This is a genomic window from Achromobacter pulmonis (assembly GCF_902859765.1).
Taxonomy (GTDB): domain Bacteria; phylum Pseudomonadota; class Gammaproteobacteria; order Burkholderiales; family Burkholderiaceae_B; genus Achromobacter; species Achromobacter pulmonis.
In genome coordinates this window covers 19059-38924 of sequence record NZ_CADIJV010000021.1, presented here as the reverse complement: position 1 = coordinate 38924, position 19866 = coordinate 19059, and the positions used below count along the sequence as shown (strand labels likewise).

Below are 19866 nucleotides of genomic sequence, written 5' to 3'. Positions count from 1 at the left end.
GAATCCGACGCGGGAAACGGGCAAGGCCCGCTTCCCGCATACAGCCTTAGATCATCTCGATCGCCATGGCCACGGCTTCGCCGCCGCCGATGCACAGCGTGGCCACGCCGCGCTTGCCGCCGGTCTTGCGCAGCGCGCCGATCAGCGTGGTCATCAGGCGCGCGCCGGAGGCGCCGATCGGGTGGCCCAGGGCGGTGGCGCCGCCGTGGATGTTGACCTTGTCATGCGGCAGCTTGAAGTCGGTCATGGCGGCCATGGTGACCACCGCGAAGGCTTCGTTGATCTCGTACAGGTCCACGTCCTCGGCCTTCCAGCCGGTCTTGGCGAACAGGTTCTTGAGCGCGCCGACCGGCGCGGTGGTGAACCAGCTCGGTTCCTGCGAATGCTGGCTGTGCGCCACGATGCGGGCCAGCGGCTTGACGCCGAGCTTCTCGGCGGTGGACGCGCGCATCAGCACCATGGCGGCGGCGCCGTCGGAGATCGACGACGAGTTGGCGGCGGTGACGGTGCCGTCCTTCTTGAACGCCGGCTTGAGGGTGGGGATCTTTTCCGGCATGGCCTTGGTGGGGGCCTCGTCGATGTCGACCACGGTGTCGCCCTTGCGGCCGGCCACCGTGACCGGGGTGATTTCCCACTTGAAGCTGCCATCTTCGGTGGCGGCGCGGGCGCGGCGCAGCGATTCCAGCGAGAACGCGTCCTGCTGTTCGCGGGTGAACGAATACTTGGCGGCGCAATCCTCGGCGAACACGCCCATGGCCTTGCCCTTGTCGTAGGCGTCTTCCAGGCCGTCCAGGGCCATGTGGTCATAGATGGTGCTGTGGCCGTAGCGGTAGCCCTGGCGGCCCTTGAGCATCAGGTAGGGGGCGTTGCTCATGCTTTCCTGGCCGCCGGCGACGATGACGTTGGCCGACCCCGCGGCCAGCAGGTCATGGCCGAACATGGCGGCCTTCAGGCCCGAGCCGCACACCTTGTGGATGGTGGTGCACGCCACGCCCAGGGGCAGGCCGGCGCCGAGCGCGGCCTGGCGCGCCGGGGCCTGGCCCTGGCCGGCCTGCAGCACGTTGCCCATGATGACTTCTTCGATCTGCTCCGGCTTGAGGCCGGCGCGTTCGACGGCCGCCTTGATGGCGACCGAGCCCAGTTCGTGCGCGGCCAGGCCGGACAGGCTGCCGAGCATGCCGCCCATGGGCGTGCGGGCGACGGAAACGATAACGATGGGATCTGACATGACTAGCTCCTGTGAGGATCGGGACAGCGTCTTTTACGAGGCCGCGGCGGCAATGGCCGGGCGCAGGCGCCTGTCTGTATCGTAAGGGAAAAATTCTTCAATTCGGCCTTGCGCCACCTGGTCGCGACAGGCCTGCCACCATTCCGGTTCCAGCAGGTCGGCATGGTGGCGCAGGAAGGCGGCGCGCACGCGCGCATCGCCCAGCAGGAAACGGCCGAATTCCTCGGGGAAGACGTCGTTGGGTCCGACGGCGTACCAGGGTTCCGACGCCATTTCGGCTTCTTCATTGGGGGCCGGCGGGATCCGTCTGAAATTCATTTCGGTCATGCGCTGGATTTCGTCGTAGTCGTAGAACACCACCCGGCCCAGCCGCGTCACGCCGAAGTTCTTGTAGAGCATGTCGCCCGGGAAGATGTTGGCCGTGGCCAGTTGGCGGATGGCATCGCCGTACTCGCGCACGGCCGGTTCCAGCAGCGCGTCGGGCGCCTGGCTCAGGTACAGGTTCAGCGGCGTCATGCGCCGTTCGATGTAGACGTGGCGGATGACCACCGTGTCCCCGGTTTCCTCGATCAGGCTCGGCACCAGGCGCCGCAGTTCCGCCAGCAATGGCGGCGCGAACCGGGCGCGTGGCAGCGCCACCTGCGAATACTCCCAGGTATCGGCCATGCGGCCGACGCGGTCGTGCAGCTTGACCATCTGGTACTTGCGCCGCACCGTGGCGTGGTCCATGCCGTCTTTGTCGATATGGTCCTTGATCAGCTTGAACACATAGGGGTAGGACGGCAGCGTGAACACGCACATCACCATGCCCTTGATCCCCGGCGCGATGTCGAAGGCGTCGCGCGAATGCGCCAGGTGGTGCAGGAAGTCGCGGTAGAACAGCGTCTTGCCCTGCTTCTGCAGGCCGATCATGGTGTACAGCTCGGCCTTGGGCTTGCGCGGCAACAGGCTGGCCAGGAAGTTGACCACCGCGGCCGGCGTTTCCATGTCCACCAGGAAATACGCCCGCGTGAAGCTGAACAGCGTGCTCAGGTCGTCGGCGCCCAGCAGCAGTGCATCGAGCCGCACCTGTCCGGCCGGATTGCGCATCAGCGCCACGGCAAAGGGGTAAACGGTGCCCTGGTTGATCAGGCGGCCGACGATGTAGGCGCCCTTGTTGCGAAAGAACAGCGAACCCAGCGCATGCACCTGGCAGTCGCTGGCGATGCGCCGGCCGACGTGGCGCGGCAGCTGCTGGCGCAGTTGCCGGACCGCGGCGCGCGCCAGCAGGCGGGTATCGCGCGGCAGGTCTTCGAACGGCAGCGCCAGGCCGAAATCGGCCACCATGCGGATCAGGCTCTTGTGCAGGCCTTCGGTCACCGGGTAGTAGACGCGGTAGGACGGCACGCGGCTGTCCAGGTAGTCGGTGGCCACGGCCGGCCGCACGAACAGGAAGTCGTTGTGGAAATAATCGCGGTGCAGCAGCCGGCACGACACCGAATTGAAGAAGGTCTCGGCGCATTCCGGCTGGCGGTGTTCGGCCAGCAGGCCCACGAATTCCTGCTTGATCTGCTGCCAGTAGGCGGTCTGGGTTGCGGTCAGCGCGGGGCTGGCCGCGCCGTTGCCGCCCTCGGCGCCGGGAACGCCGACAGCGCCCTCGGGCCGGCCGCGCAGCACGCCTTCGAGCTGGCTGGCGCATTCGCGCACGCGCATGTCGTAATACTCGATGCGTTCGCGCGACAGGTGCTGGATGCCGTGCCAGTCGCCGGATTCGAACAGCGCCTTGGCACGCTGCGCGCTGTAGCGGAACAGGGCGTAGTGGCGGTCGAAGCCGGCCAGGATGCGGCGCGCGACGTCCAGCGGCGAGGGGCCCTGGACGGGCGCCTGCTCGATATGCTGGACGTCGGACGTGCGGATCATGGCCAGGCCGCTCAGAGGGTCTCGGCGAACAGTTCGCGGCCGATCAGCATGCGGCGGATCTCGCTGGTGCCGGCGCCGATTTCATACAGCTTGGCATCGCGCCACAGGCGGCCCACCGGGTACTCGTTGATGTAGCCGTTGCCGCCCAGGATCTGCACGCCTTCGCCGGCCATCCAGGTGGCCTTCTCGGCGGTGTAGAGGATCAACGCGGCGCAGTCCTTGCGCACCTGGCGCACGTGTTCGGCGCCGAGGCGGTCGAGGTTCTTGCCGACCTGGTAGCAGAAGGCGCGGCTGGCCTGCAGCGTGGTGTACAGGTCGGCCACTTTGCCCTGGATCAGCTGGAATTCGCCGATGGCCTGGCCGAACTGCTTGCGGTCGTGGATGTACGGCACCACCACGTCCATGACGGCCTGCATGATGCCGACCGGGCCGCCGGACAGCACGGCGCGTTCGTAGTCCAGGCCGCTCATCAGCACCTTGACGCCGCCGTTGACCTGACCCAGCACGTTTTCCTCGGGGATCTCGCAATCCTGGAACACCAGTTCGCCGGTGTGGCTGCCGCGCATGCCGAGCTTGTCCAGCTTTTGCGCCACCGAGAAACCCTTGAAGCTCTTTTCCACCAGGAAGGCGGTGATGCCGCGCTGGTGCGCCTCGGGGTCGGTCTTGGCGTAGACCACCAGGGTGTCGGCGTCGGGGCCGTTGGTGATCCACATCTTGGTGCCGTTGAGCACGTAGCGGTCGCCCTTCTTGTCGGCGCGCAGCTTCATGCTGACCACGTCCGAGCCGGCGCCCGGTTCGCTCATGGCCAGCGCGCCCACGTGCTCGCCGGAGATCAGCTTGGGCAGGTACTTGGCCTTCTGCGCCGGGGTGCCGTTGCGGTTGATCTGGTTGACGCACAGGTTGGAGTGCGCGCCATAGGACAGGCCGATGGACGCGCTGGCGCGGGAGATTTCCTCCATCGCCACCATGTGGGCCAGGTAGCCCATGTTGGCGCCGCCATATTCTTCGCTGGCCGTCATGCCCAGCACGCCCAGGTCGCCGAACTTGCGCCACAGGTCCATGGGGAACTGGTCGCTGCGGTCGACTTCGGCGGCGCGCGGCGCGATCTCGGCCTGCGCGAAAGTGCGCACGGCGTCGCGCAGCATGTCCAGGTCTTCGCCCAGATCGAAGTTCAGGCCAGGAAGGTTCATCGCTGTCTCCGTGATAGTAGGTGCTTACATTCTTATGGGCGCAAGGAGCCGCGCCGGATCTTGCCGCGTGGCCCATGATGCGCCGATCGGCGATGGCTACGCAATGATGCAGCGCAAATATTACGTTTACGTAAACGTAAATAAGAGTCGGGTTTTCCCTAGGCAAATGTTTGCGCCCCGGGGAATGGCCGTGGGTACGATGCCCTCCCGGTCCTTGACACTTGAGATGCGGGACGGAGTAAGGGGTGTCCGACCTGGCCAATCTCGACGATATGGTGGCGCTGCGGCGCGGCCTGCATGCCCCTCCCGAGCTCTGCTACGAAGAGCACCGCGCCGGCACAAGGGGGGGTAGCCGACGCGCTGCGCGGCGAGGGCGGGCCGGTTGCGCCAGGCGAATCGGGCGGGGTGTCGGGAGGGGCGTCTCCCGGTTATCCGCGGCAACGGCGTCAGGCGGCTTTGGGCCCGAACATGATCACCAGCATCCCCGCCAGGCACAGCCCCATGCCGACATAGTCGCTGACGCTGGGCCGCACGCCATCGACGGCCCACAGCCACAGCAAGGCCATGCCGATGTACACGCCGCCATAGGCCGCGTACACGCGCCCGGACGCGGTCGGATGCAGCGTCAACAGCCAGGCGAACAGCGCCAGGCTGACGGCGGCTGGCGCCAGCAGCCAGATGGAATGGCCGCGGCGCAGCCACAGGTACGGCAGATAGCAGCCGACGATCTCGGCCAGCGCGGTCAGGACGAACAGCGCAAGCGTTTGCAGCATGGCCATGGAACGGCCTCAGGACTGCTGCGCCGCCAGCAGCTCGCGGCACTGGCGTTCCTGCACGGCGATCTCCTGCAGCGTATCTTCGATGTCGCGGCGCTGCTGTTCCAGCGTGGCGCGGTGCTGGGCCAGCACCGCCAGATACTGGCGCAACTGCACCTCGGTGTCGCCGGGGCCGTCGTACATGTCGATCAGCGTCAGGATCTCCGACAACTGCAGCCCCAGGCGCTTGCCGCGCAGGGCCAGCTTCAGGCGCGTGCGGTCGCGCGGCCCGAAGATGCGGTTGCGGCCCTCGCGCGCCGGGCTCACGATCCCCTGGTCTTCATAGAAGCGGATCGTGCGGGGCGTGACGTCGAACTCGCGGGCGAGCTCGGAGATGGTCCAGGTTGACGGGGACATGCGACGTGTGGCAGTTTACGTAAACGTAAATTATGATGACTTGACGCGATCGTCAAGCGTGGAGAGCGAGGCAATGAACCCCAACGAACAGAAGCTGCAGTATCCCTTCGCTGATTTCCAGCCCGAAGCCGGCCGCGCCCATGAGGTGGCCGAGGGCGTGAAATGGATCCGCATGCCGCTGCCGTTCGCGCTGGATCATATCAATCTCTGGCTGTTGCGTGACCGCATCGACGGCCGCGACGGCTGGACCATCGTCGATTGCGGCATCTCGCGCGACGAGGTCAAGACGCTATGGGAGCAGGTGTTCGAGAACGAACTGGAAGGCCTGCCGGTGCTGCGCGTCATCGTCACCCACATGCACCCCGACCACATCGGCCTGGCCTACTGGCTGTGCGAACGCTGGGACGCGCGGCTGTGGATGACCATGACGGACTTCATGGTCGCATCGCTATGGTCGTCACGCCGCAACGATGCAGGCGCCGGCCCTGGCGGCCAGTCGGCCGTGGACCACTTTGCCCGCCACGGCTTGACCGACCCGGATGCGCAGGAACAGATCCGCCAGCGCGCCAACTATTTCCCCAACCTGGTGCCGGCGGTGCCCGCGCGTTACACGCGCATCATGCATGGCGACCTGGTGCGCGTCGGCGCGCACGACTGGCGCGTCATCGTCGGCTACGGCCACGCGCCCGAGCACGCCTCGCTGCATTCACCCGACCTGGGCGTGCTGATTTCCGGTGACATGGTGCTGCCGCGCATCTCCACCAACGTCAGCGTGTTCGACTACGAACCCGACGCCAATCCGCTGCCGTTGTACCTGCGCTCGCTCGACCGCTACGCCGACGTGCCGCGCGACACCCTGGTGCTGCCGTCGCACGGCCGGCCGTTCAAGGGCCTGCACGAGCGCATCGCGCAGCAGCACGAACACCACCGCGACCGCCTGGCCGAGGTGCTGGAGGCCTGTAAGGCCGGTCCGCAATCGACCTCGGACATCGTGCCGGTGCTGTTCAAGCGCAAGCTCGACCTGCATCAACTCACCTTCGCCATGGGCGAGGCGCTGGCGCATCTGCATGCGCTGTACTTCGAGGGCAAGCTGACGCGCAGCGAAGGCGCGGACGGCATCGTCCGCTTCAAGGCGGCCTGAGGCCGCTTCAGCGCGTGGCCGTCGCCAGCCGCACGGCCAGACCCACGAACACCAGCGCCGCGATCCGGTTGAGCCAGCGCTTGGCCGTGACCGAGCGCTGCAGCAGTTCGCCGAACGCGCCCGAGAAAAAGGCGATGGCGCCGAACACCAGCAGCGTGGCCAGCATGAACACCGCGCCCAGCTGCACCGTCTGCCAGCCCACCGGCCCCAGCTTGGGCGAGGTGAACTGCGGCAGGAAGGCGAAGAAAAACAGCAGCACCTTGGGATTGGTCAGGTTCATGACGATGCCGCGGCGATACAGCGCCGACGGCTTCAGCGGCTCGGGCCGGGGGCCGTCCTCGGCGTGCACCGGCGCCCGCAGGATCTGCCACGCCAGGTAGGCCAGATACGCCGCGCCGATCAGCTTGAGCAGCGTGAAGGCCAGCGGCGAGGCGGCGAACACCGCGGCCAGCCCCAGCGCCACGGCGGCCGTGTGGCCCAGCAGGCCGGTGCACAGCCCCAGCACCACGAACAGCCCGGCCTTGCGGCCCCAGATGGCCGATTGCATCAGCACGAACAGGTTGTCGGGCCCGGGTGTGAGGGCCAGCAATACGGCAATGCCGAAGAACGCGATCAGGGCGTCGAGAGGTAGCATGGGGTCTCGCCAGAGTCGGGCGGCGCCTTGCGCGCCGGCAATCAAGTGGCATCATACGAGGAAACCAAGGAGACACCATGCCCGCCGTACCGCAAGCGCCCGCCGCGCGCCCCGACGCCGCGCGCCCCGACGCCGCGCTCGAAGACTGGCTGCGCGCGCGTCACAGTTGCCGCGCCTTCCTGCCCGAGCCGGTGCCGCGCGCCACCATCGAACGCATCCTGACGCTGGCGCAGCGCACCGCGTCCTGGTGCAACTGCCAGCCGTGGCAGGTGACGGTGGTGTCGGGCGACGGCGCGCGGCGTCTGAGCCGGGCCCTGGTGCAACGCGCGGCGCAGGCCGGTTTCACCCCCGATTTCCCGTTCCCGCGCGAGTACCAGGGCGACTACCTGGCGCGGCGTCGCGAATCCGGCTTCCAGCTGTACGGCGCGGTGGGCGTGGCGCGCGGCGACCGCGAGGCCTACCGCCGCCAGGAGCTGCGCAACTTCCAGTTGTTCGACGCGCCGCACGTGGCCATCATCACCACGGACGAAGCGCTGGGCGAATACGGCGCCATCGATTGCGGCGGCTATGTCGCCAATTTCCTGCTGGCGGCGCAGGCCAACGGCGTAGCCACAGTGGCCCAGGCCTCGCTGGCGATGTATCCCGAAGTGCTGCGCGAGCAGCTGGGCATCGGCGCCGAGCGCCGCGTGGTCTGCGCGATCTCGTTCGGCCATGCCGATCGTGCGCATCCGGCCAACAGCTACCGCACCAGCCGCGCCGGCCTGGACGCGGCGGTGCGCTGGATCGACTGACACCGGACCTGCCTGGGGCGCGACATTCCCGCGCGTTCCTGCTACGGTTCCGATTCCCGACAATACGCAAGCATTGGCTCCAGAAGATGGCTATCACCAAACACATCGATACGGTTTTGCAGCACGCGGGCACCGCCCCGTTCAACCCCGAGACCGGCACGGCGCCGGTGCCGCTGCCGCCGATGCGGGCCAGCACGGTGCGCTTCGAGAACCTGGCGGCATTGGAAAAGGCCCAGCGCACCAAGGCCGCCGGCGGCCGCGCCACCACTTATGGCCGCATGGGCATGGACACGCACGCCGCGCTGGAGCAGGTGTTCGCGCAGCTCGAAGGCGGCACCCATGCCTACCTGGCATCGTCAGGCATGGCGGCGATGACAATGGTGATGCTGGCGCTGTGCTCGGCCGGCGACCATGCCCTGATCTCCGATTGCGTCTACGGCCCGATGCGCGAGCTTGACGACGCCGTGCTCAAGCGCATGAACATCTCGGTCACCTACTTCGCCGCCGGCGAGGACCTGGACGCGCTGGTGCAGCCCAACACCACGCTGCTGTACGTGGAATCGCCCGGCTCGCTGCTGTTCGAGATGCTCGACATGGGCGCCATGGCCGCCGTCGCGCAGCGCCACGGCCTGGTGCTGGCCACCGACAATACCTGGGGCTCGGGCTACATCTACCGGCCGCTGACGCTGGGCGCGCAGGTGTCGGTGATCGCCGGCACCAAGTACGTGGGCGGCCATTCCGACCTGATGCTGGGCGCGGTCGTCACCCATGACGAAGCCATCGCCAAGAAGCTGAACCGGACCCAGTACGCCATGGGCTACTCCATCAGCGCCGACGACGCCTGGCTGGCGTTGCGCGGCGTGCGCACCATGCCGATCCGCATGGCGCAGCATGCACGCCATGCGCTGCAAGTGTGCGAGTTCTTCAAGCATCGGCCCGAGACCGTGCGCCTGTTCCATCCGGCCTGGCCGGAAGATCCGGGCCATGCGCTGTGGCAGCGCGACTGCACCGGCTCGAACGGCATGCTGTCGATCGAGCTGCGCCTGTCGCCAGCGGCCGCGCGCGTGTTCGTGGACGAACTGGAACTGTTCGGCATCGGTTTCTCGTGGGGCGGCTACGAAAGCCTGGTGCAGCTGGTGTCGCCCAAGGACCTGGCGCACCATCGCTATTGGGGCGAAGGCGAGAACGCACTGGTGCGCCTGCACATCGGCCTGGAGTCGCCACAGGACATCATCGCGGACCTGACCCAGGCCTTGGAAAAGGCCGCGGCGGTCAAGGGCTGACGCAGGGCTCCCTGCCGGGCCGGCCTCAGGCGTTGGCGCGGATCCACGCGCCGATGCGCGCCGCGATATCGTCGCTGTTGTCGTCCATCATCGGCATATGCGAATTGCCGCGGATGCCCATGGCGGCCAGGCGCCAGCTGGTGACGCGGCCGCCGTGCGCCGCCAACTGGTCGGCGTAGGCCTGCCCGGCGGCGTCCAGCCTGGCCCACAGAGGCGTGGCGTCGAGATAATCGCCATAGACGAACAGGAACGGCTTGCCCGCCACGGCGGCCGGATCCACCGCCTGCGAGAACCCGGACGGCTCGATGCCGATGACCCCGCGCACCAGGTCCGGCCGCGCCTGCTGCGCGCGGTAGGCCACTTCGCCGCCATGGCTGTGGGCCAGCACCAGGCACGGCCCGATGCGTTCCAGCGCGGCGCACAAGCCCGCCAGCGCCGCGTCGTTGTTGCCCAGCCAGCGCGGCACGGCGTGGCGGATGAACTCATCGAAGGCCGCCAGCGGAAAGCGCAGCCCGTCGAAGGCGCGGCGTTGCGCATAGTCCTCGGCGCGGCCGAAGCGGAACAGCGACCAGCTTTCCTCGGCGTTGCGCACGATAGGCGCATCCGGCCAGATCTCCTCGAACGGCGTCCAGCCGGCGCGGCCGCGCTCGACGTTGTCGACCACGTAGACCGCGTGGCCCTGCCGCACGAAGTGCTGCAGCCAGCCGTGGCGGCCGTCCGGGGTCTGTTCCCACATCGCGCCGGTCATGCCGCCGCCGTGCAGCAGCACCAGCGGCAGCGGATGGCGGCGCGCGGCCGGAATGAAGTACTGCACGTAGGCCTGCTCGACGTGGTACAGCCCGTTGGGGTCGTACGAGAGCGAGGCGGTCTTGGTGAAGGCGATCTCGCGCACCGGGCGGCCGGCGATGCGCGCCTGCCGCCCGCCTGCGTAGAAGCTGCCGAAATCGGCCAGCGCCAGGGGGCCTACTTCTTGACCAGCGGGCATTGGCTTTCCGACAGGGGCCAGGCGAGCGAGTCGCCGGGAATGGTGCGCACCACGTTGTAGTAATCCCAGGGCGCCTTGGACTGGTCGGGGGACTTGACCTGCGCCAGCATCATGTCGCGCACCACCAGGCCGTCCGCGCGGATGTGCGCGTGCAGGCTGAAGGGGTCGTCGATCGGCATCGACTTCATCTTCGCCATCACCGCATCCGAATCGGTGGTGCCGGCCGCCTGCACCGCGCGCAGGTAGTGGCGCACCGAGCTGTAGACGCCGGCTTGCAGGAAGGTGGGCGGGCGGCCCAGGCGGGCTTCGAATTTCTTGCTGAAGGCGCGCGTGCCATCGTTCATGTCCCAGTAGGACGGCACCGTCAGGTACGTGTGCTGCGCCGCCTGCAATCCCAGGCTGTGCACGTCGGTCAGCAGCAACAGCATCGCCGCCAGCTTCTGTCCGGCGTTGGTGATGCCGAATTCGGCGGCCTGCTTGATCGCCGCGATCGTGTCGCCGCCGGCATTGGCGACCGCGATGATTTGCGCCTTGGAGGCCTGCGCCTGCAGTAGGAACGAGGCGAAATCCGAGGCGTTGAGCGGATGGAACACCGTGCCCACGACCTCGCCGCCGTTGGCCTTGACCACGGTTTCGGTATCGGCGGCCAGTTGCTTGCCGAAGGCGTAGTCGGACGCCAGGATGAACCAGCGTTTGTTGCCTTCCTTGACCACGGCGGTGGCCGTGCCGCGCGACAGCGCGTAGGTGGTGTAGGTCCATTGCACGCCATAGGGCGAGCATTGCGCCTGCGTCAGCGCGGTGGTGCCGGGGCTGGAGAACAGCACCAGCTTCTTCTTTTCGCGCGCGATGCCCTGGACCGCCAGGGCCACCGACGAATTGGGCACGTCCACCACCACGTCGACGCCGTCGGTGTCGTACCACTTGCGCACCATGCTGCTGCCGATGTCGGGCCGGTGCTGGTGGTCGCCGGATACCAGCGACACGGGTTTGCCGAGCACGCTGCCGCCCAGTTCCTCGATCGCCAGGCGGGCGGCCTCGACCGAGCCGCGCCCGGTGGCGTCGGCGGTGACCCCGGCCATGTCCGTGAGGACGCCGATCTTGACGCCGTCGGCGTCATTGGCATGCGCGGCCATGCCGGCCAGGGCCAGGCTCACGCCCAGCGCCATGCGGCGCAGGAATTGCTGTCTCATCTTCCACCCCTTGTAGGCCGCGCGTGGCGGCGAATAATTATTGGAGGAAGTGTAGCGCGCGCTGTCCGCTTTGCCGCCTGCGCGCGCCCTGGGGAAGACCCCATGAAAAACACCCCAGAGGCGGGATCCGTATCCACGCTCTGGGGTGCGTTCCGGCGTCGCGCGCGACGCCTCGATGCCGGGTCTGGCGCGATTATTTACCGCGGGCCATGGGGATCAGCTGGTTCACTTCCTTCAGGGCGCCTTCGTAGCTGTTGCCGGCCATGACGGGCGAGGTCATGAACTTGCCGCCGACGGCGAACGACGGCGTGCCGTCGATGCGGTAGGCGTCGGCCAACTGGTTGGCGCGCTGCACCTGGGTCTGCACGCTGAACGACTCGAACACCGAGTCGAACTTGGCGCGGTCCACGCCTTGCGCGGCGGCCCATTCACCCATGGCCTTCTTGTCGATCAGGCGCTTGTGTTCGCCGTGGATGGCGGTGAAGACCTTGGCGTGCAGGTCGGGGCGATCCAGGGCCATCAGGGTGTAGTACAGCTGTTGCAGCGGCCGCATGCCGGCGTTGAAGGCGATCGGCACCTGCTTGAGCACGACATCGTCGGGCTTGGTCTTGGCCCAGTCCTCGACCATGGGTTCCATGGCGGCGCAGTGCGGGCAGGTGTAGGCGAAGAATTCCAGAACCTCGATCTTGCCCGGGGTATCCGACGGCAGCGGCGGATTGATCGGCACGTAGGCCTGGGCGCCCTGGGCGTGGCTGACCGGGCTGAAGAACGCGGTGGCGGTCAGCGCGGTGGCTGCCAGGATGCGGATGAGCTTGGAGGACAGCATGATGGAATGAGGTTCCTGAACAAAGAGGTTACAGACAGGGCCAGGCCCGGTTTAGTTCAATCAAGACCATGATGCGGGCGCCGTGTTACTGGCGCACCACCGCCGTTTCAATCTTGTTCTCGCCCAGCCGGCCGCGGGCGCGGTTCATGTCGTCCAGGCGCGCGAACGGGCCGACGCGGACGCGATTGATCGGCTTGCCGTTGACCTCGGCCTTCTGCACCGCCACCGGCAGTCCCAGCAGGATGATGCGGGCCTTGAGCGACTCGGCATCGTCCTGGCCTCGGAACGCGCCGGCCTGCAGGTAGTAGTTGCCGTTGGCCGAGGCCGCTGGCGCCTTGGCGGCGGGGGCCGGGGCCGCCTTGGCGATAGGCGTGGGCGGCGCGCTGGCGGCCGGCGCCGCGGCGGGCGCGTTGCTGGTGCTTGGCAGGGTGGCGATCAGCGCGCCCAGGTCGTCGGACTTGCGCGACGGCTCGGCGCCGCCACCCGCGCCCGGCAGCGGTACGGGGGCCGTGGCGGTGGGGCCGGTGGGCGAGGAGCCCGCCGCGCCGTCGCGGCCGTACAGCCCGGCGTTGGGATCCGGCGCCTGGCGTGGATCCGGCAGCTTGCCCGCATCGCCTTGCCGGGAGGCACGGTCGACGAAGGGCACAGGTGCCTTGGTGACGTAGAACGCCACGACGGCGGCGACGATCAAGCCGAGGAGCAATCCGGCCAGCGCCCCGTACAGGGTGCTGCCGCTTTCGCCCGACCGGCGGGTGGTTTTGCGCTTGGTGGCCATGACCCGATGTTACATCCGCTCGGGCGCGGACACGCCCAACAGCGCCAGGCCGTTGGCCAGCACCTGGCGCGTGGTCGCGGCCAGGCGCAGGCGCGCCAGCTTGAGCGCGGGGTCGTCGACCAGCACGCGCTCGGCGTTGTACCAGCCGTGGAAATCCGCGGCGCAGTCGCGCAGCCAGAAGGCAATGTGGTGCGGGGCCAGTTCCTGGGCGGCCAGCGCCACCACGTGGGGGAACTCGGCCAGGCGCTGCATCAGCGCGAATTCGCTCGGCGCGGTCAGCAGGGACGCGTCGGCCGCGGCCACGTCGGCCGCCGGCATGCCGGCGTTATTGATCACCGAGCAGATGCGCGCGTGGGCGTACTGGATGTAATAGACCGGGTTTTCGTCGCTCTTGGACAGCGCCAGGTCGACGTCGAACACGAATTCGGTGTCGGCGCGGCGCTGGATCAGGAAATAGCGCACCGCATCGCGGCCGACCCAGTCGATCAGGTCGCGCATGGTGACGTAGCTGCCGGCGCGCTTGGAGATCTTGACCTCCTGGCCGCCGCGCATCACCTTGACCATCTTGTGCAGCACGTAGGCCGGGTAGTCCTTGGGAATGCCCTCTCCCAGCGCCTGCAGGCCGGCGCGCACGCGCGCCACGGTGCCGTGGTGGTCGCTGCCCTGGATGTTCACGGCGCGGTGGAAACCGCGTTCCCACTTGGCCTTGTGGTAGGCCACGTCCGGCACGAAATAGGTGTAGCCGCCCTCGCTCTTGCGCATGACGCGGTCTTTGTCGTCGCCGGTGCCCAGCTCGGTGGTGCGCAGCCACAGCGCGCCGCCTTCCTCGTAGGTGTGGCCGCCGGCGATCAGCGCCTTGACGGTCGCTTCCACGCGGCCCGAGGTGTACAGCGAGCTTTCCAGGTAGTAGTTGTCGAACTTCAGCCCGAACGCCTGCAGGTCCAGGTCCTGCTCGCGGCGCAGGTAGGCCACGGCGAAGGCGCGGATGTCTTCCAGGCTGTCGATGTTGCCAGTGGCGGTGACGGGTTCGCCGTCAGAGGCCTGCAGGGTCTTGCCGGCCTGGAAATCGCGGGCGATGTCCAGGATGTAGTCGCCCTTGTAGCCGTCGGCGGGCCAGTCGGGCGAATCGGTGTCCAGGCCGCGGGCGCGCGCCTGCACGCTGATGGCCAGGTTCTCGATCTGGTTGCCGGCGTCGTTGTAGTAGAACTCGCGCGTCACGTCCCAGCCGATGGCGTCGTACAGGCGGCACAGGGCGTCGCCCAGGGCGGCCTGGCGCGCGTGGCCGACGTGCAGCGGGCCGGTGGGGTTGGCGGACACGAATTCCACCAGGATCTTCTCGCCGCTGCGGGGGGCGCGGCCGAAGGCCTCGCCCTGCTCGGCCACGGCGTTGATGACGGCCTGGCGTGCGGCGGCGGTGACGCGCAGGTTGATGAAACCGGGACCGGCGATTTCGGCGCTCTCGACCAGGTCGCGGGCGCCGGGCTGCGCCAGCAGCGCGTCGACGATGGCCTGGGCCAGTTCACGCGGGTTGCGCTTGGCCGGCTTGGCCAGTTGCATGGCCACGTTGGTGGCGACGTCGCCGTGGGAGGCGACCTTGGGGCGCTCCAACAGCACGTTGGCTCGGGCCGTATCGGCCTGGGCGTCGGGCAGGCTCTGCGCGACGGCGGCCTGGATCAGGGAGATAAGCTGTTTTTGTTGCTCGGGGAGCATGGGCGTCTGGAGAAGTTCTGGGTGGGTGACGAGAGCGGCAGCGGGCGCGGCCGGGCCGCGGGCCCGCGCGGGCGACCCACCGGCGGCGCCGGGGGGTGGGATCGGCTGGCCGGCGCGCGTCGGGAAGCACAACCACCGCGCGGACGCCGGCTCTGGGCCGCCGCGGATCCTGCCGTCACGGGAATCTCCTGAATCATAGCTTGATTTGGCGGCCATCACCGGCCGGGCGCCCCGGGGCCGGGCCGCCGTGGGCGCGGCGGGCCAGGGGGCCAGTTGGCATCCCCTGGGCGTTGCGGTAGTGTATGGAAGGTATTCAATCCGTAGGAGACCGGAATATGCTGATTACATTTCATTCCAAGGTCGTGGCCGAAGTCCTGATGCTCACGGACCATGCCAGCGCCCTGCTGCAGGCGGCAGGCAAATCCTTCGGCGACAAGATCCCCGAGCGCGGCGTGTTCACCGTCGACCAGCTCGGCCCGGCCATCCAGGGAATCGAACGGGCCATCGAAGAGGCCCAGGGGCAGTCCGACGAGGACGAGGAAGACGTGGACAAGGCGCCGGTGGCGCCGATGGCGCGCGCGGTCGGCCTGAAGGAACGGGCCTTTCCGTTGCTGGACATGATGCGCCAGTCGCAGGCGGCCGGCGCCGAGGTCACTTGGGAGGTGTCGCGCGGCTGGTAGGCCAATGTCGCCGGACCGACAATCTGCCCGGCGTTTTTTGCCTACCCTTTGCGGCTACGTCACTTCAAGGAATCCGCCCCATGCGCAGCGATATCACCATCGTTTTCGATACCCGGCGCTCGCTGGACCTCTCGGCCAACGTCGAGCCCAGCCCGCAGCGCCAGAACCAGGCCCGCGACTGGTTCGATGGCGCCTGGGAAACCCTGGGCTGCGAACCCCTGCGTCCCAGCGGCAAGGTGCTGCTGCTGGACAAGGTGCTGGGCGTGGCCGACGCGCTCGGCTATGACACCCTGTCGACCGACGAAAAGGAAGCGCGCGAGTTCGCCGAGAACCTGGCGCTGGCGCTGGAGCGCCCGCGCATCACCGTGGACCTGCCCGGCCTGACGGTCGGTTATTGACCGGGGCGGCGCCTGCCGCCCGCCGCCACGGAACCAATCCCGCGCGCCCGTTACTCATGGGCAGGGATGGCCTGGAGCCGTCCGCCGATCACCCCTTTGCGCGGAGCCCGTGACATGCGCCAGGATCGCTATCTCGCCCTGTTGAACGCCTACGCGCGCCGCCGTCCGGCCCATGCCGACGTGGCGCGCACGCAAGAGGTCGTCATCGACGGACGCGCCATCAGCCTGTGGTGCGCGCCCGCCGAGGCCGAAGCCGACGCCGAGGACGCCCTGTTGGTGTGCCGCACCGATGTGGCGCGCTTTCCCGCGGGCCTGCCCGCCGCGGTCTGCCGCTTGCTGTTGCAGGCCAACAACCTGTGGGCTGGCACGCATGGCGCCACGCTGGGCCTGCGCGGTCACGACACTGTGATGCTCAGCGCGGCGCGCCGCATCGGTTCCCTGAGCGCCGCCACGCTCGACACGCTGCTGGTCGAGTTGCACATCGACGCCTGCACCTGGGCCGCGCAATTGACGCGCCGCGCTGCGCCGCCCGCCGCCGGCGCCGAGGCCGGCATGCTGCACCTGCGCGCCTGATTCCGCCTGCCCTCCTGCTGGAGCCTAGCCCCATGTCCGAAGCACGCTATCACACCGCGCTGGCCGATCTTGCCGTCCATATCGGCGTGGACGCAGCCGCGCTGACCGCCCGCCAGGAACTCATCATCGATGGCGCCGCCATCGCTCTGGCCTTTGTGGACGACGGCCTGGGCGGCGCCATGCAGGGCGCCTGCCGGGTCGGCGCGCAGCCCTTGCCGGCCGAGCCGCCGGCGGGCCTGCTGCCCTTGCTGCTGCAGGCCAATACGCTGGGCCCCGCCACCCGCGGCGCCACCCTGGGCTTGCAGCGCTCGGGCCATCTGGTGCTGGCCAGCCGCCAACCGCTGGACCAGCCGTCCGAGCGCCTGGCGCAAGCCTGGCGCGACTTGGCCGAGGTTGCGGCCGGATGGGCGACCGCCATCGATCAAGGGCTGGGCGACTCCGCCGGCCCCCGCTGAATCCGCTACGCGACAGGAGCTTCCCATGTCCCGCTATCAAACATTGCTCGCAGACTACGCGCGCCTCGCCGGCCTGGCGCCGGCCGAGGATTTCCTGGCCAGCCAGGAACTGGTCATCGCCGATCTCGTGATCGGCCTGACGGTCGAAGGCGATGCCGACCGTGGCGATATCGCCTTTTTCACCTCGCTGGGCCGGCCGGCGCCGCAGGTGGCGCGCGAGCCGCTGTTGCAGCTGATGCTGGAGGCCAATGCCCTGTGGGTGGGCACGGGTGGCTGCACGCTGGGCCTGCAGGCCGGCACCGGCGCGGTGCTGCTGTGCGCCCGGGCGCCGCTGGCCTTGTGCGATGCCCCGGCGCTGGCCGCCGCGCTGGATGCGTTCGCCGATGTCGGACTGCTGTGGCGCGAGGTGGTGCAGGGCCGCGTCACCCCCGAATTGCCGCAACGCGCGGCCTGACCCGGAGCGCCGCCATGTTCATCAATCCCAATGCCGGCCGCGTGCCCGGCGGCGAGCAGCTTCCAGCGCAGGATCACACGACCGGCACTGTGGTCGGCGCGACGGCGCCCCGGCCCGGCGCGGGCGGGTTGCAGGGCACGTTGGTGGCCGTCGGCGAAGGCGGCACCGACGCGTTGCGCGAGGATGCGGCGCAGGCGCGGGGTTGGTTCAGCGGCGCGCTGTCGGCGTTCTGGCAGGCGGCCGAGGCGTTCACCGCCGCCATGCACGGCGACCCGCTGGACGAGGACACCGACGTGCGCGCCGAAGGCGGCCCCGGTGACGGTCTGCGCACGGACGATGACGCCACCCTGAGCGAGGTAGAGGACGACGACGCCACGCTGACCGAGATCGAGGACGACGACGACGACGAGTTCTTCGACTGCGATGAGGAGGGGGTCGCCGCTTATAACGCCCGTCAGCTGGAGCGGCAGGCGATGCCGGGCGGCGCGACCGGCCCCTCGTCCCTGGGCGACGTGCCGGTCCTGCCGCTGTCGTCCTTGCTGGGCGAGAGCGGCGAACTGGAGGTCCAGGGCGGCGTCGAGACCGACCCGACTCCCGTGCGCGAGGAGGTGGCGCAGCAGACGCAACAGCAGCAGCAAGGCATCTTGGGCCGGCTGGCGGCCATGGGCGGCAATGCCTTGGGCGCGGTCACCGCGACCGTGACCAGCACCGCGTCGAGTGTGATGAACACGGTTGCGAGCTACCTGCCGGGCGGCGGCACGCCGGTGTCCGGGAGCGCCGGCGTCAGCGCCGGCCAGACCGTCTCCGAGCGTAATCTGGCGCGCGCCGGCGAGGTCGCGGTCAAGATCGACGCGGAAATGGCCAAGCTCAATGAGCAACTGCGGCGCATGGGCGGGGACGCGCTGCGCGTGCCCGATGGCGAACGCCTGAACGCCCCCACGCTGTCGGCCTGGGACACCTTGTCGCGCTGGAACCATCAGGTGCGCGGCGCCATGTCGGCCGGGCTGACCACGCTGGGCTGGACCACCGCCGCCGTCGCCATCCCGACCGCCACCAGTGTCATTACCTCGCCCATGGGCTGGACGCCGACCGGCATCGGCATCAACGCCACGGCCACGCTCGGCGGCGCCTATCTGGGCCTGACCGCCCTGCGCGACTTCCCCGAGCTGGCGAGCAACCGCGCCGCCCTCAGCCTGGTCGAGAGCACCTTGCAGGCGCTGCAGCCGCAGTTCCAGGAACTGGACAACCTGATCGCGCAGGAGCAATCGCGCCAGACCGCCACCGAGCGCACCATGCTGGTGTCGCTGGAGCGCGGCGCGCGCATGGAAGCGCTGCAGCGCGAATTGGCGCAGGTCGGTGAAGCGCTGCAGGCCGCGCCCTCGGCGCCGCTGCAAGGCGCCGCCACACGCCATCCTGTGGCCCTGGGCGATGGTCAGGCTCGCGCGCAGACGCTGGGCCTGGCACAACGCGCCAAGTCGGCATTCCAATCGTTCTTCGGCTCGATCGCGCGCGGCCTGTCCAGCGTCGGCCGCTTCCTGGCCGACCTGCCCAATGTGCCGGGCCGGCTGCTCGAGCGCCGCGCCGCGGGCAAGAGCGAACTGGCCTACGTCGGGGGCGCGGGGCGCGCCGCGCTCAATCTTCTGGCGTCGCCGCGTGAAGGCGGCATCGTGCGCGATGGCGTCGACGTGCGGACCATGCAGCGCGCCGTCGATGCCGGCGGCGTGTCCCAGGGGCTGGCCGAGGTGCGCCGCCAGATGTACATCGGCGAGAACCTCACGCACGCCCTGCGCGACAATGACTCCCCCGCGTTCGGCGCGATCGCGGTGGGCACGGGCCTGCAACAGGTCGCCGCCACCGCCAACCTGACCACGGCGCGCGCCATGGCCTGGTACTTCGCGGGCGCGGCCGATGCGGCCGAGCGCGGCAACGGCCAGCAACCGGCCGTCACCCGCAACACCGATGGCAGCCTGTCGGTGGCCGATCCGGACCGCAAACTCTATAGCTTCCTGATGCATGCGCCTTCGGTCTACACCGGTTCCATGGCGGGCGAGCCGGGCGGCGAGCCGGGCCGGCTCACGCTGGACGACTACCGCCGCGGTTTTCCGGACGGCGCGCGCGGCATGCAATTTGAAACCACGCTCGACGCGCAGGGCGCCGCCGAGCTGCGCGTGCGCTTCGTTGCCGACCGCGCGCGTCCGGTGTTCACGCCGTTGGCCAATGAGCATGGCGTCTTGCTTGCCATGTACCAGGCCTTGCACAGCCCGGCGCAGCCGGGCGAGCGGCAGGCGGATTTCTCCGGCTGGTCACGCGAACAGCTGGAGGCGCATCAGTCTTCGCTGCTGGCCGCGTTGCAGCGCGAGGTCACGCTGGTCGCGGGCGACCAGCAGCAGGTCCGTGACCTGCGGGACTGGCAGAACCCGGCCTTCCTGGCCGGGCGCGCCTGAGCGCCGGGCCCGGCGGCCCGGGCCCGCGCGCGCGGCGG

General features: G+C 68.9%; 20 protein-coding genes. 9 read left to right on the top strand and 11 right to left on the bottom strand.

The window, feature by feature from the left end:
* Positions 1-46: 46 nt before the first annotated feature.
* The 5 genes from HV701_RS17410 to HV701_RS17390 form a co-directional block, all read right to left on the bottom strand.
* Positions 47-1228: an acetyl-CoA C-acetyltransferase gene (locus HV701_RS17410; RefSeq protein ID WP_175134277.1), complete on the bottom strand. Its 1182-nt coding sequence runs from the start codon at positions 1226-1228 to the stop codon at positions 47-49.
* A 33-nt stretch (positions 1229-1261) separates the two neighbouring features.
* Entirely contained in the window at positions 1262-3127 is a 1866-nt protein-coding gene (aceK, locus tag HV701_RS17405) for a bifunctional isocitrate dehydrogenase kinase/phosphatase (RefSeq protein ID WP_175134276.1), read from the bottom strand.
* An 11-nt stretch (positions 3128-3138) separates the two neighbouring features.
* The gene (locus HV701_RS17400) at positions 3139-4317 is read right to left on the bottom strand and encodes an isovaleryl-CoA dehydrogenase (protein ID WP_175134275.1); all 1179 of its coding nucleotides are present in this window, start codon (positions 4315-4317) and stop codon (positions 3139-3141) included.
* A gap of 446 nt (positions 4318-4763) precedes the next feature.
* Entirely contained in the window at positions 4764-5096 is a 333-nt protein-coding gene (locus HV701_RS17395; RefSeq protein WP_175134274.1) for a YnfA family protein, read from the bottom strand.
* A gap of 9 nt (positions 5097-5105) precedes the next feature.
* The gene (locus tag HV701_RS17390) at positions 5106-5489 is read right to left on the bottom strand and encodes a MerR family transcriptional regulator (RefSeq protein WP_175134273.1); all 384 of its coding nucleotides are present in this window, start codon (positions 5487-5489) and stop codon (positions 5106-5108) included.
* A gap of 73 nt (positions 5490-5562) precedes the next feature.
* On the opposite strand from HV701_RS17390, the gene HV701_RS17385 reads away from it, so the two are divergent.
* Positions 5563-6630: an MBL fold metallo-hydrolase gene (locus HV701_RS17385; RefSeq protein ID WP_175134272.1), complete on the top strand. Its 1068-nt coding sequence runs from the start codon at positions 5563-5565 to the stop codon at positions 6628-6630.
* 7 nt (positions 6631-6637) lie between these two features.
* Here HV701_RS17385 and HV701_RS17380 read toward each other — a convergent pair whose 3' ends face one another.
* On the bottom strand, positions 6638-7264 hold the full coding sequence (locus HV701_RS17380; RefSeq protein WP_175134271.1) for a LysE family translocator: 627 nt from the start codon (positions 7262-7264) through the stop codon (positions 6638-6640).
* Positions 7265-7341: 77 nt separating this feature from the next.
* Between HV701_RS17380 and HV701_RS17375 the strand changes: the two genes are divergently transcribed.
* Both HV701_RS17375 and metC read left to right on the top strand, forming a co-directional pair.
* Complete coding sequence (locus tag HV701_RS17375) at positions 7342-8055, top strand: nitroreductase (RefSeq protein WP_175134270.1); 714 nt, start codon at positions 7342-7344, stop codon at positions 8053-8055.
* A gap of 86 nt (positions 8056-8141) precedes the next feature.
* Entirely contained in the window at positions 8142-9338 is a 1197-nt protein-coding gene (gene metC, locus HV701_RS17370) for a cystathionine beta-lyase (protein WP_175134269.1), read from the top strand.
* A gap of 25 nt (positions 9339-9363) precedes the next feature.
* Here the strand turns inward: metC and HV701_RS17365 are convergent, their stop codons facing one another.
* From HV701_RS17365 to argS, 5 genes are all read right to left on the bottom strand, one after another.
* The gene (locus tag HV701_RS17365; protein WP_175134268.1) at positions 9364-10323 is read right to left on the bottom strand and encodes an alpha/beta hydrolase; all 960 of its coding nucleotides are present in this window, start codon (positions 10321-10323) and stop codon (positions 9364-9366) included.
* On the bottom strand, positions 10302-11513 hold the full coding sequence (locus tag HV701_RS17360; protein WP_175134267.1) for an ABC transporter substrate-binding protein: 1212 nt from the start codon (positions 11511-11513) through the stop codon (positions 10302-10304). Before HV701_RS17360 ends, HV701_RS17365 begins: the two co-directional genes overlap by 22 nt.
* Before the next feature lie 193 nt (positions 11514-11706).
* Positions 11707-12339 (bottom strand): thiol:disulfide interchange protein DsbA/DsbL, encoded by a 633-nt coding sequence (locus HV701_RS17355; protein ID WP_175134266.1) that lies wholly within the window; start codon positions 12337-12339, stop codon positions 11707-11709.
* Between the two features lie 85 nt (positions 12340-12424).
* Positions 12425-13114 carry an SPOR domain-containing protein gene (locus tag HV701_RS17350; RefSeq protein ID WP_175134265.1) on the bottom strand — a complete coding sequence of 230 codons (690 nt, stop codon included), beginning with the start codon at positions 13112-13114 and terminating at the stop codon, positions 12425-12427.
* Positions 13115-13123: 9 nt separating this feature from the next.
* Positions 13124-14824, bottom strand: coding sequence for an arginine--tRNA ligase (argS, locus tag HV701_RS17345; protein ID WP_175134264.1), 1701 nt, complete (start codon positions 14822-14824; stop codon positions 13124-13126).
* A 335-nt stretch (positions 14825-15159) separates the two neighbouring features.
* Between argS and HV701_RS17340 the strand changes: the two genes are divergently transcribed.
* The 6 genes from HV701_RS17340 (at position 15160) to HV701_RS17315 (ending at position 19828) form a co-directional block, all read left to right on the top strand.
* On the top strand, positions 15160-15504 hold the full coding sequence (locus tag HV701_RS17340; RefSeq protein WP_175134263.1) for a DUF1840 domain-containing protein: 345 nt from the start codon (positions 15160-15162) through the stop codon (positions 15502-15504).
* A gap of 80 nt (positions 15505-15584) precedes the next feature.
* Positions 15585-15902: a hypothetical protein gene (locus HV701_RS17335; RefSeq protein WP_025139991.1), complete on the top strand. Its 318-nt coding sequence runs from the start codon at positions 15585-15587 to the stop codon at positions 15900-15902.
* A gap of 114 nt (positions 15903-16016) precedes the next feature.
* The gene (locus HV701_RS17330) at positions 16017-16475 is read left to right on the top strand and encodes a type III secretion system chaperone (protein WP_175134262.1); all 459 of its coding nucleotides are present in this window, start codon (positions 16017-16019) and stop codon (positions 16473-16475) included.
* A 32-nt stretch (positions 16476-16507) separates the two neighbouring features.
* Positions 16508-16930 carry a type III secretion system chaperone gene (locus HV701_RS17325; RefSeq protein WP_175134261.1) on the top strand — a complete coding sequence of 141 codons (423 nt, stop codon included), beginning with the start codon at positions 16508-16510 and terminating at the stop codon, positions 16928-16930.
* 25 nt (positions 16931-16955) lie between these two features.
* The gene (locus HV701_RS17320) at positions 16956-17384 is read left to right on the top strand and encodes a type III secretion system chaperone (RefSeq protein ID WP_175134260.1); all 429 of its coding nucleotides are present in this window, start codon (positions 16956-16958) and stop codon (positions 17382-17384) included.
* Positions 17385-17398: 14 nt separating this feature from the next.
* A complete protein-coding gene (locus HV701_RS17315; RefSeq protein WP_175134259.1) occupies positions 17399-19828 on the top strand; it encodes an aminoacyl-tRNA hydrolase in 2430 nt (809 codons plus the stop codon).
* The last annotated feature ends 38 nt before the right edge of the window (positions 19829-19866 follow it).

Excerpts from the sequence above, each read along its gene's own strand:
- HV701_RS17410 (WP_175134277.1), bottom strand. The coding sequence starts at position 1,228 with ATGTCAGATCCCATCGTTATCGTTTCCGTCGCCCGCACGCCCATGGGC.
- aceK (WP_175134276.1), bottom strand. The coding sequence starts at position 3,127 with ATGATCCGCACGTCCGACGTCCAGCATATCGAGCAGGCGCCCGTCCAG.
- HV701_RS17400 (WP_175134275.1), bottom strand. The coding sequence starts at position 4,317 with ATGAACCTTCCTGGCCTGAACTTCGATCTGGGCGAAGACCTGGACATG.
- HV701_RS17395 (WP_175134274.1), bottom strand. The coding sequence starts at position 5,096 with ATGGCCATGCTGCAAACGCTTGCGCTGTTCGTCCTGACCGCGCTGGCC.
- HV701_RS17390 (WP_175134273.1), bottom strand. The coding sequence starts at position 5,489 with ATGTCCCCGTCAACCTGGACCATCTCCGAGCTCGCCCGCGAGTTCGAC.
- HV701_RS17385 (WP_175134272.1), top strand. The coding sequence starts at position 5,563 with ATGAACCCCAACGAACAGAAGCTGCAGTATCCCTTCGCTGATTTCCAG.
- HV701_RS17380 (WP_175134271.1), bottom strand. The coding sequence starts at position 7,264 with ATGCTACCTCTCGACGCCCTGATCGCGTTCTTCGGCATTGCCGTATTG.
- HV701_RS17375 (WP_175134270.1), top strand. The coding sequence starts at position 7,342 with ATGCCCGCCGTACCGCAAGCGCCCGCCGCGCGCCCCGACGCCGCGCGC.
- metC (WP_175134269.1), top strand. The coding sequence starts at position 8,142 with ATGGCTATCACCAAACACATCGATACGGTTTTGCAGCACGCGGGCACC.
- HV701_RS17365 (WP_175134268.1), bottom strand. The coding sequence starts at position 10,323 with ATGCCCGCTGGTCAAGAAGTAGGCCCCCTGGCGCTGGCCGATTTCGGC.
- HV701_RS17360 (WP_175134267.1), bottom strand. The coding sequence starts at position 11,513 with ATGAGACAGCAATTCCTGCGCCGCATGGCGCTGGGCGTGAGCCTGGCC.
- HV701_RS17355 (WP_175134266.1), bottom strand. The coding sequence starts at position 12,339 with ATGCTGTCCTCCAAGCTCATCCGCATCCTGGCAGCCACCGCGCTGACC.
- HV701_RS17350 (WP_175134265.1), bottom strand. The coding sequence starts at position 13,114 with ATGGCCACCAAGCGCAAAACCACCCGCCGGTCGGGCGAAAGCGGCAGC.
- argS (WP_175134264.1), bottom strand. The coding sequence starts at position 14,824 with ATGCTCCCCGAGCAACAAAAACAGCTTATCTCCCTGATCCAGGCCGCC.
- HV701_RS17340 (WP_175134263.1), top strand. The coding sequence starts at position 15,160 with ATGCTGATTACATTTCATTCCAAGGTCGTGGCCGAAGTCCTGATGCTC.
- HV701_RS17335 (WP_025139991.1), top strand. The coding sequence starts at position 15,585 with ATGCGCAGCGATATCACCATCGTTTTCGATACCCGGCGCTCGCTGGAC.
- HV701_RS17330 (WP_175134262.1), top strand. The coding sequence starts at position 16,017 with ATGCGCCAGGATCGCTATCTCGCCCTGTTGAACGCCTACGCGCGCCGC.
- HV701_RS17325 (WP_175134261.1), top strand. The coding sequence starts at position 16,508 with ATGTCCGAAGCACGCTATCACACCGCGCTGGCCGATCTTGCCGTCCAT.
- HV701_RS17320 (WP_175134260.1), top strand. The coding sequence starts at position 16,956 with ATGTCCCGCTATCAAACATTGCTCGCAGACTACGCGCGCCTCGCCGGC.
- HV701_RS17315 (WP_175134259.1), top strand. The coding sequence starts at position 17,399 with ATGTTCATCAATCCCAATGCCGGCCGCGTGCCCGGCGGCGAGCAGCTT.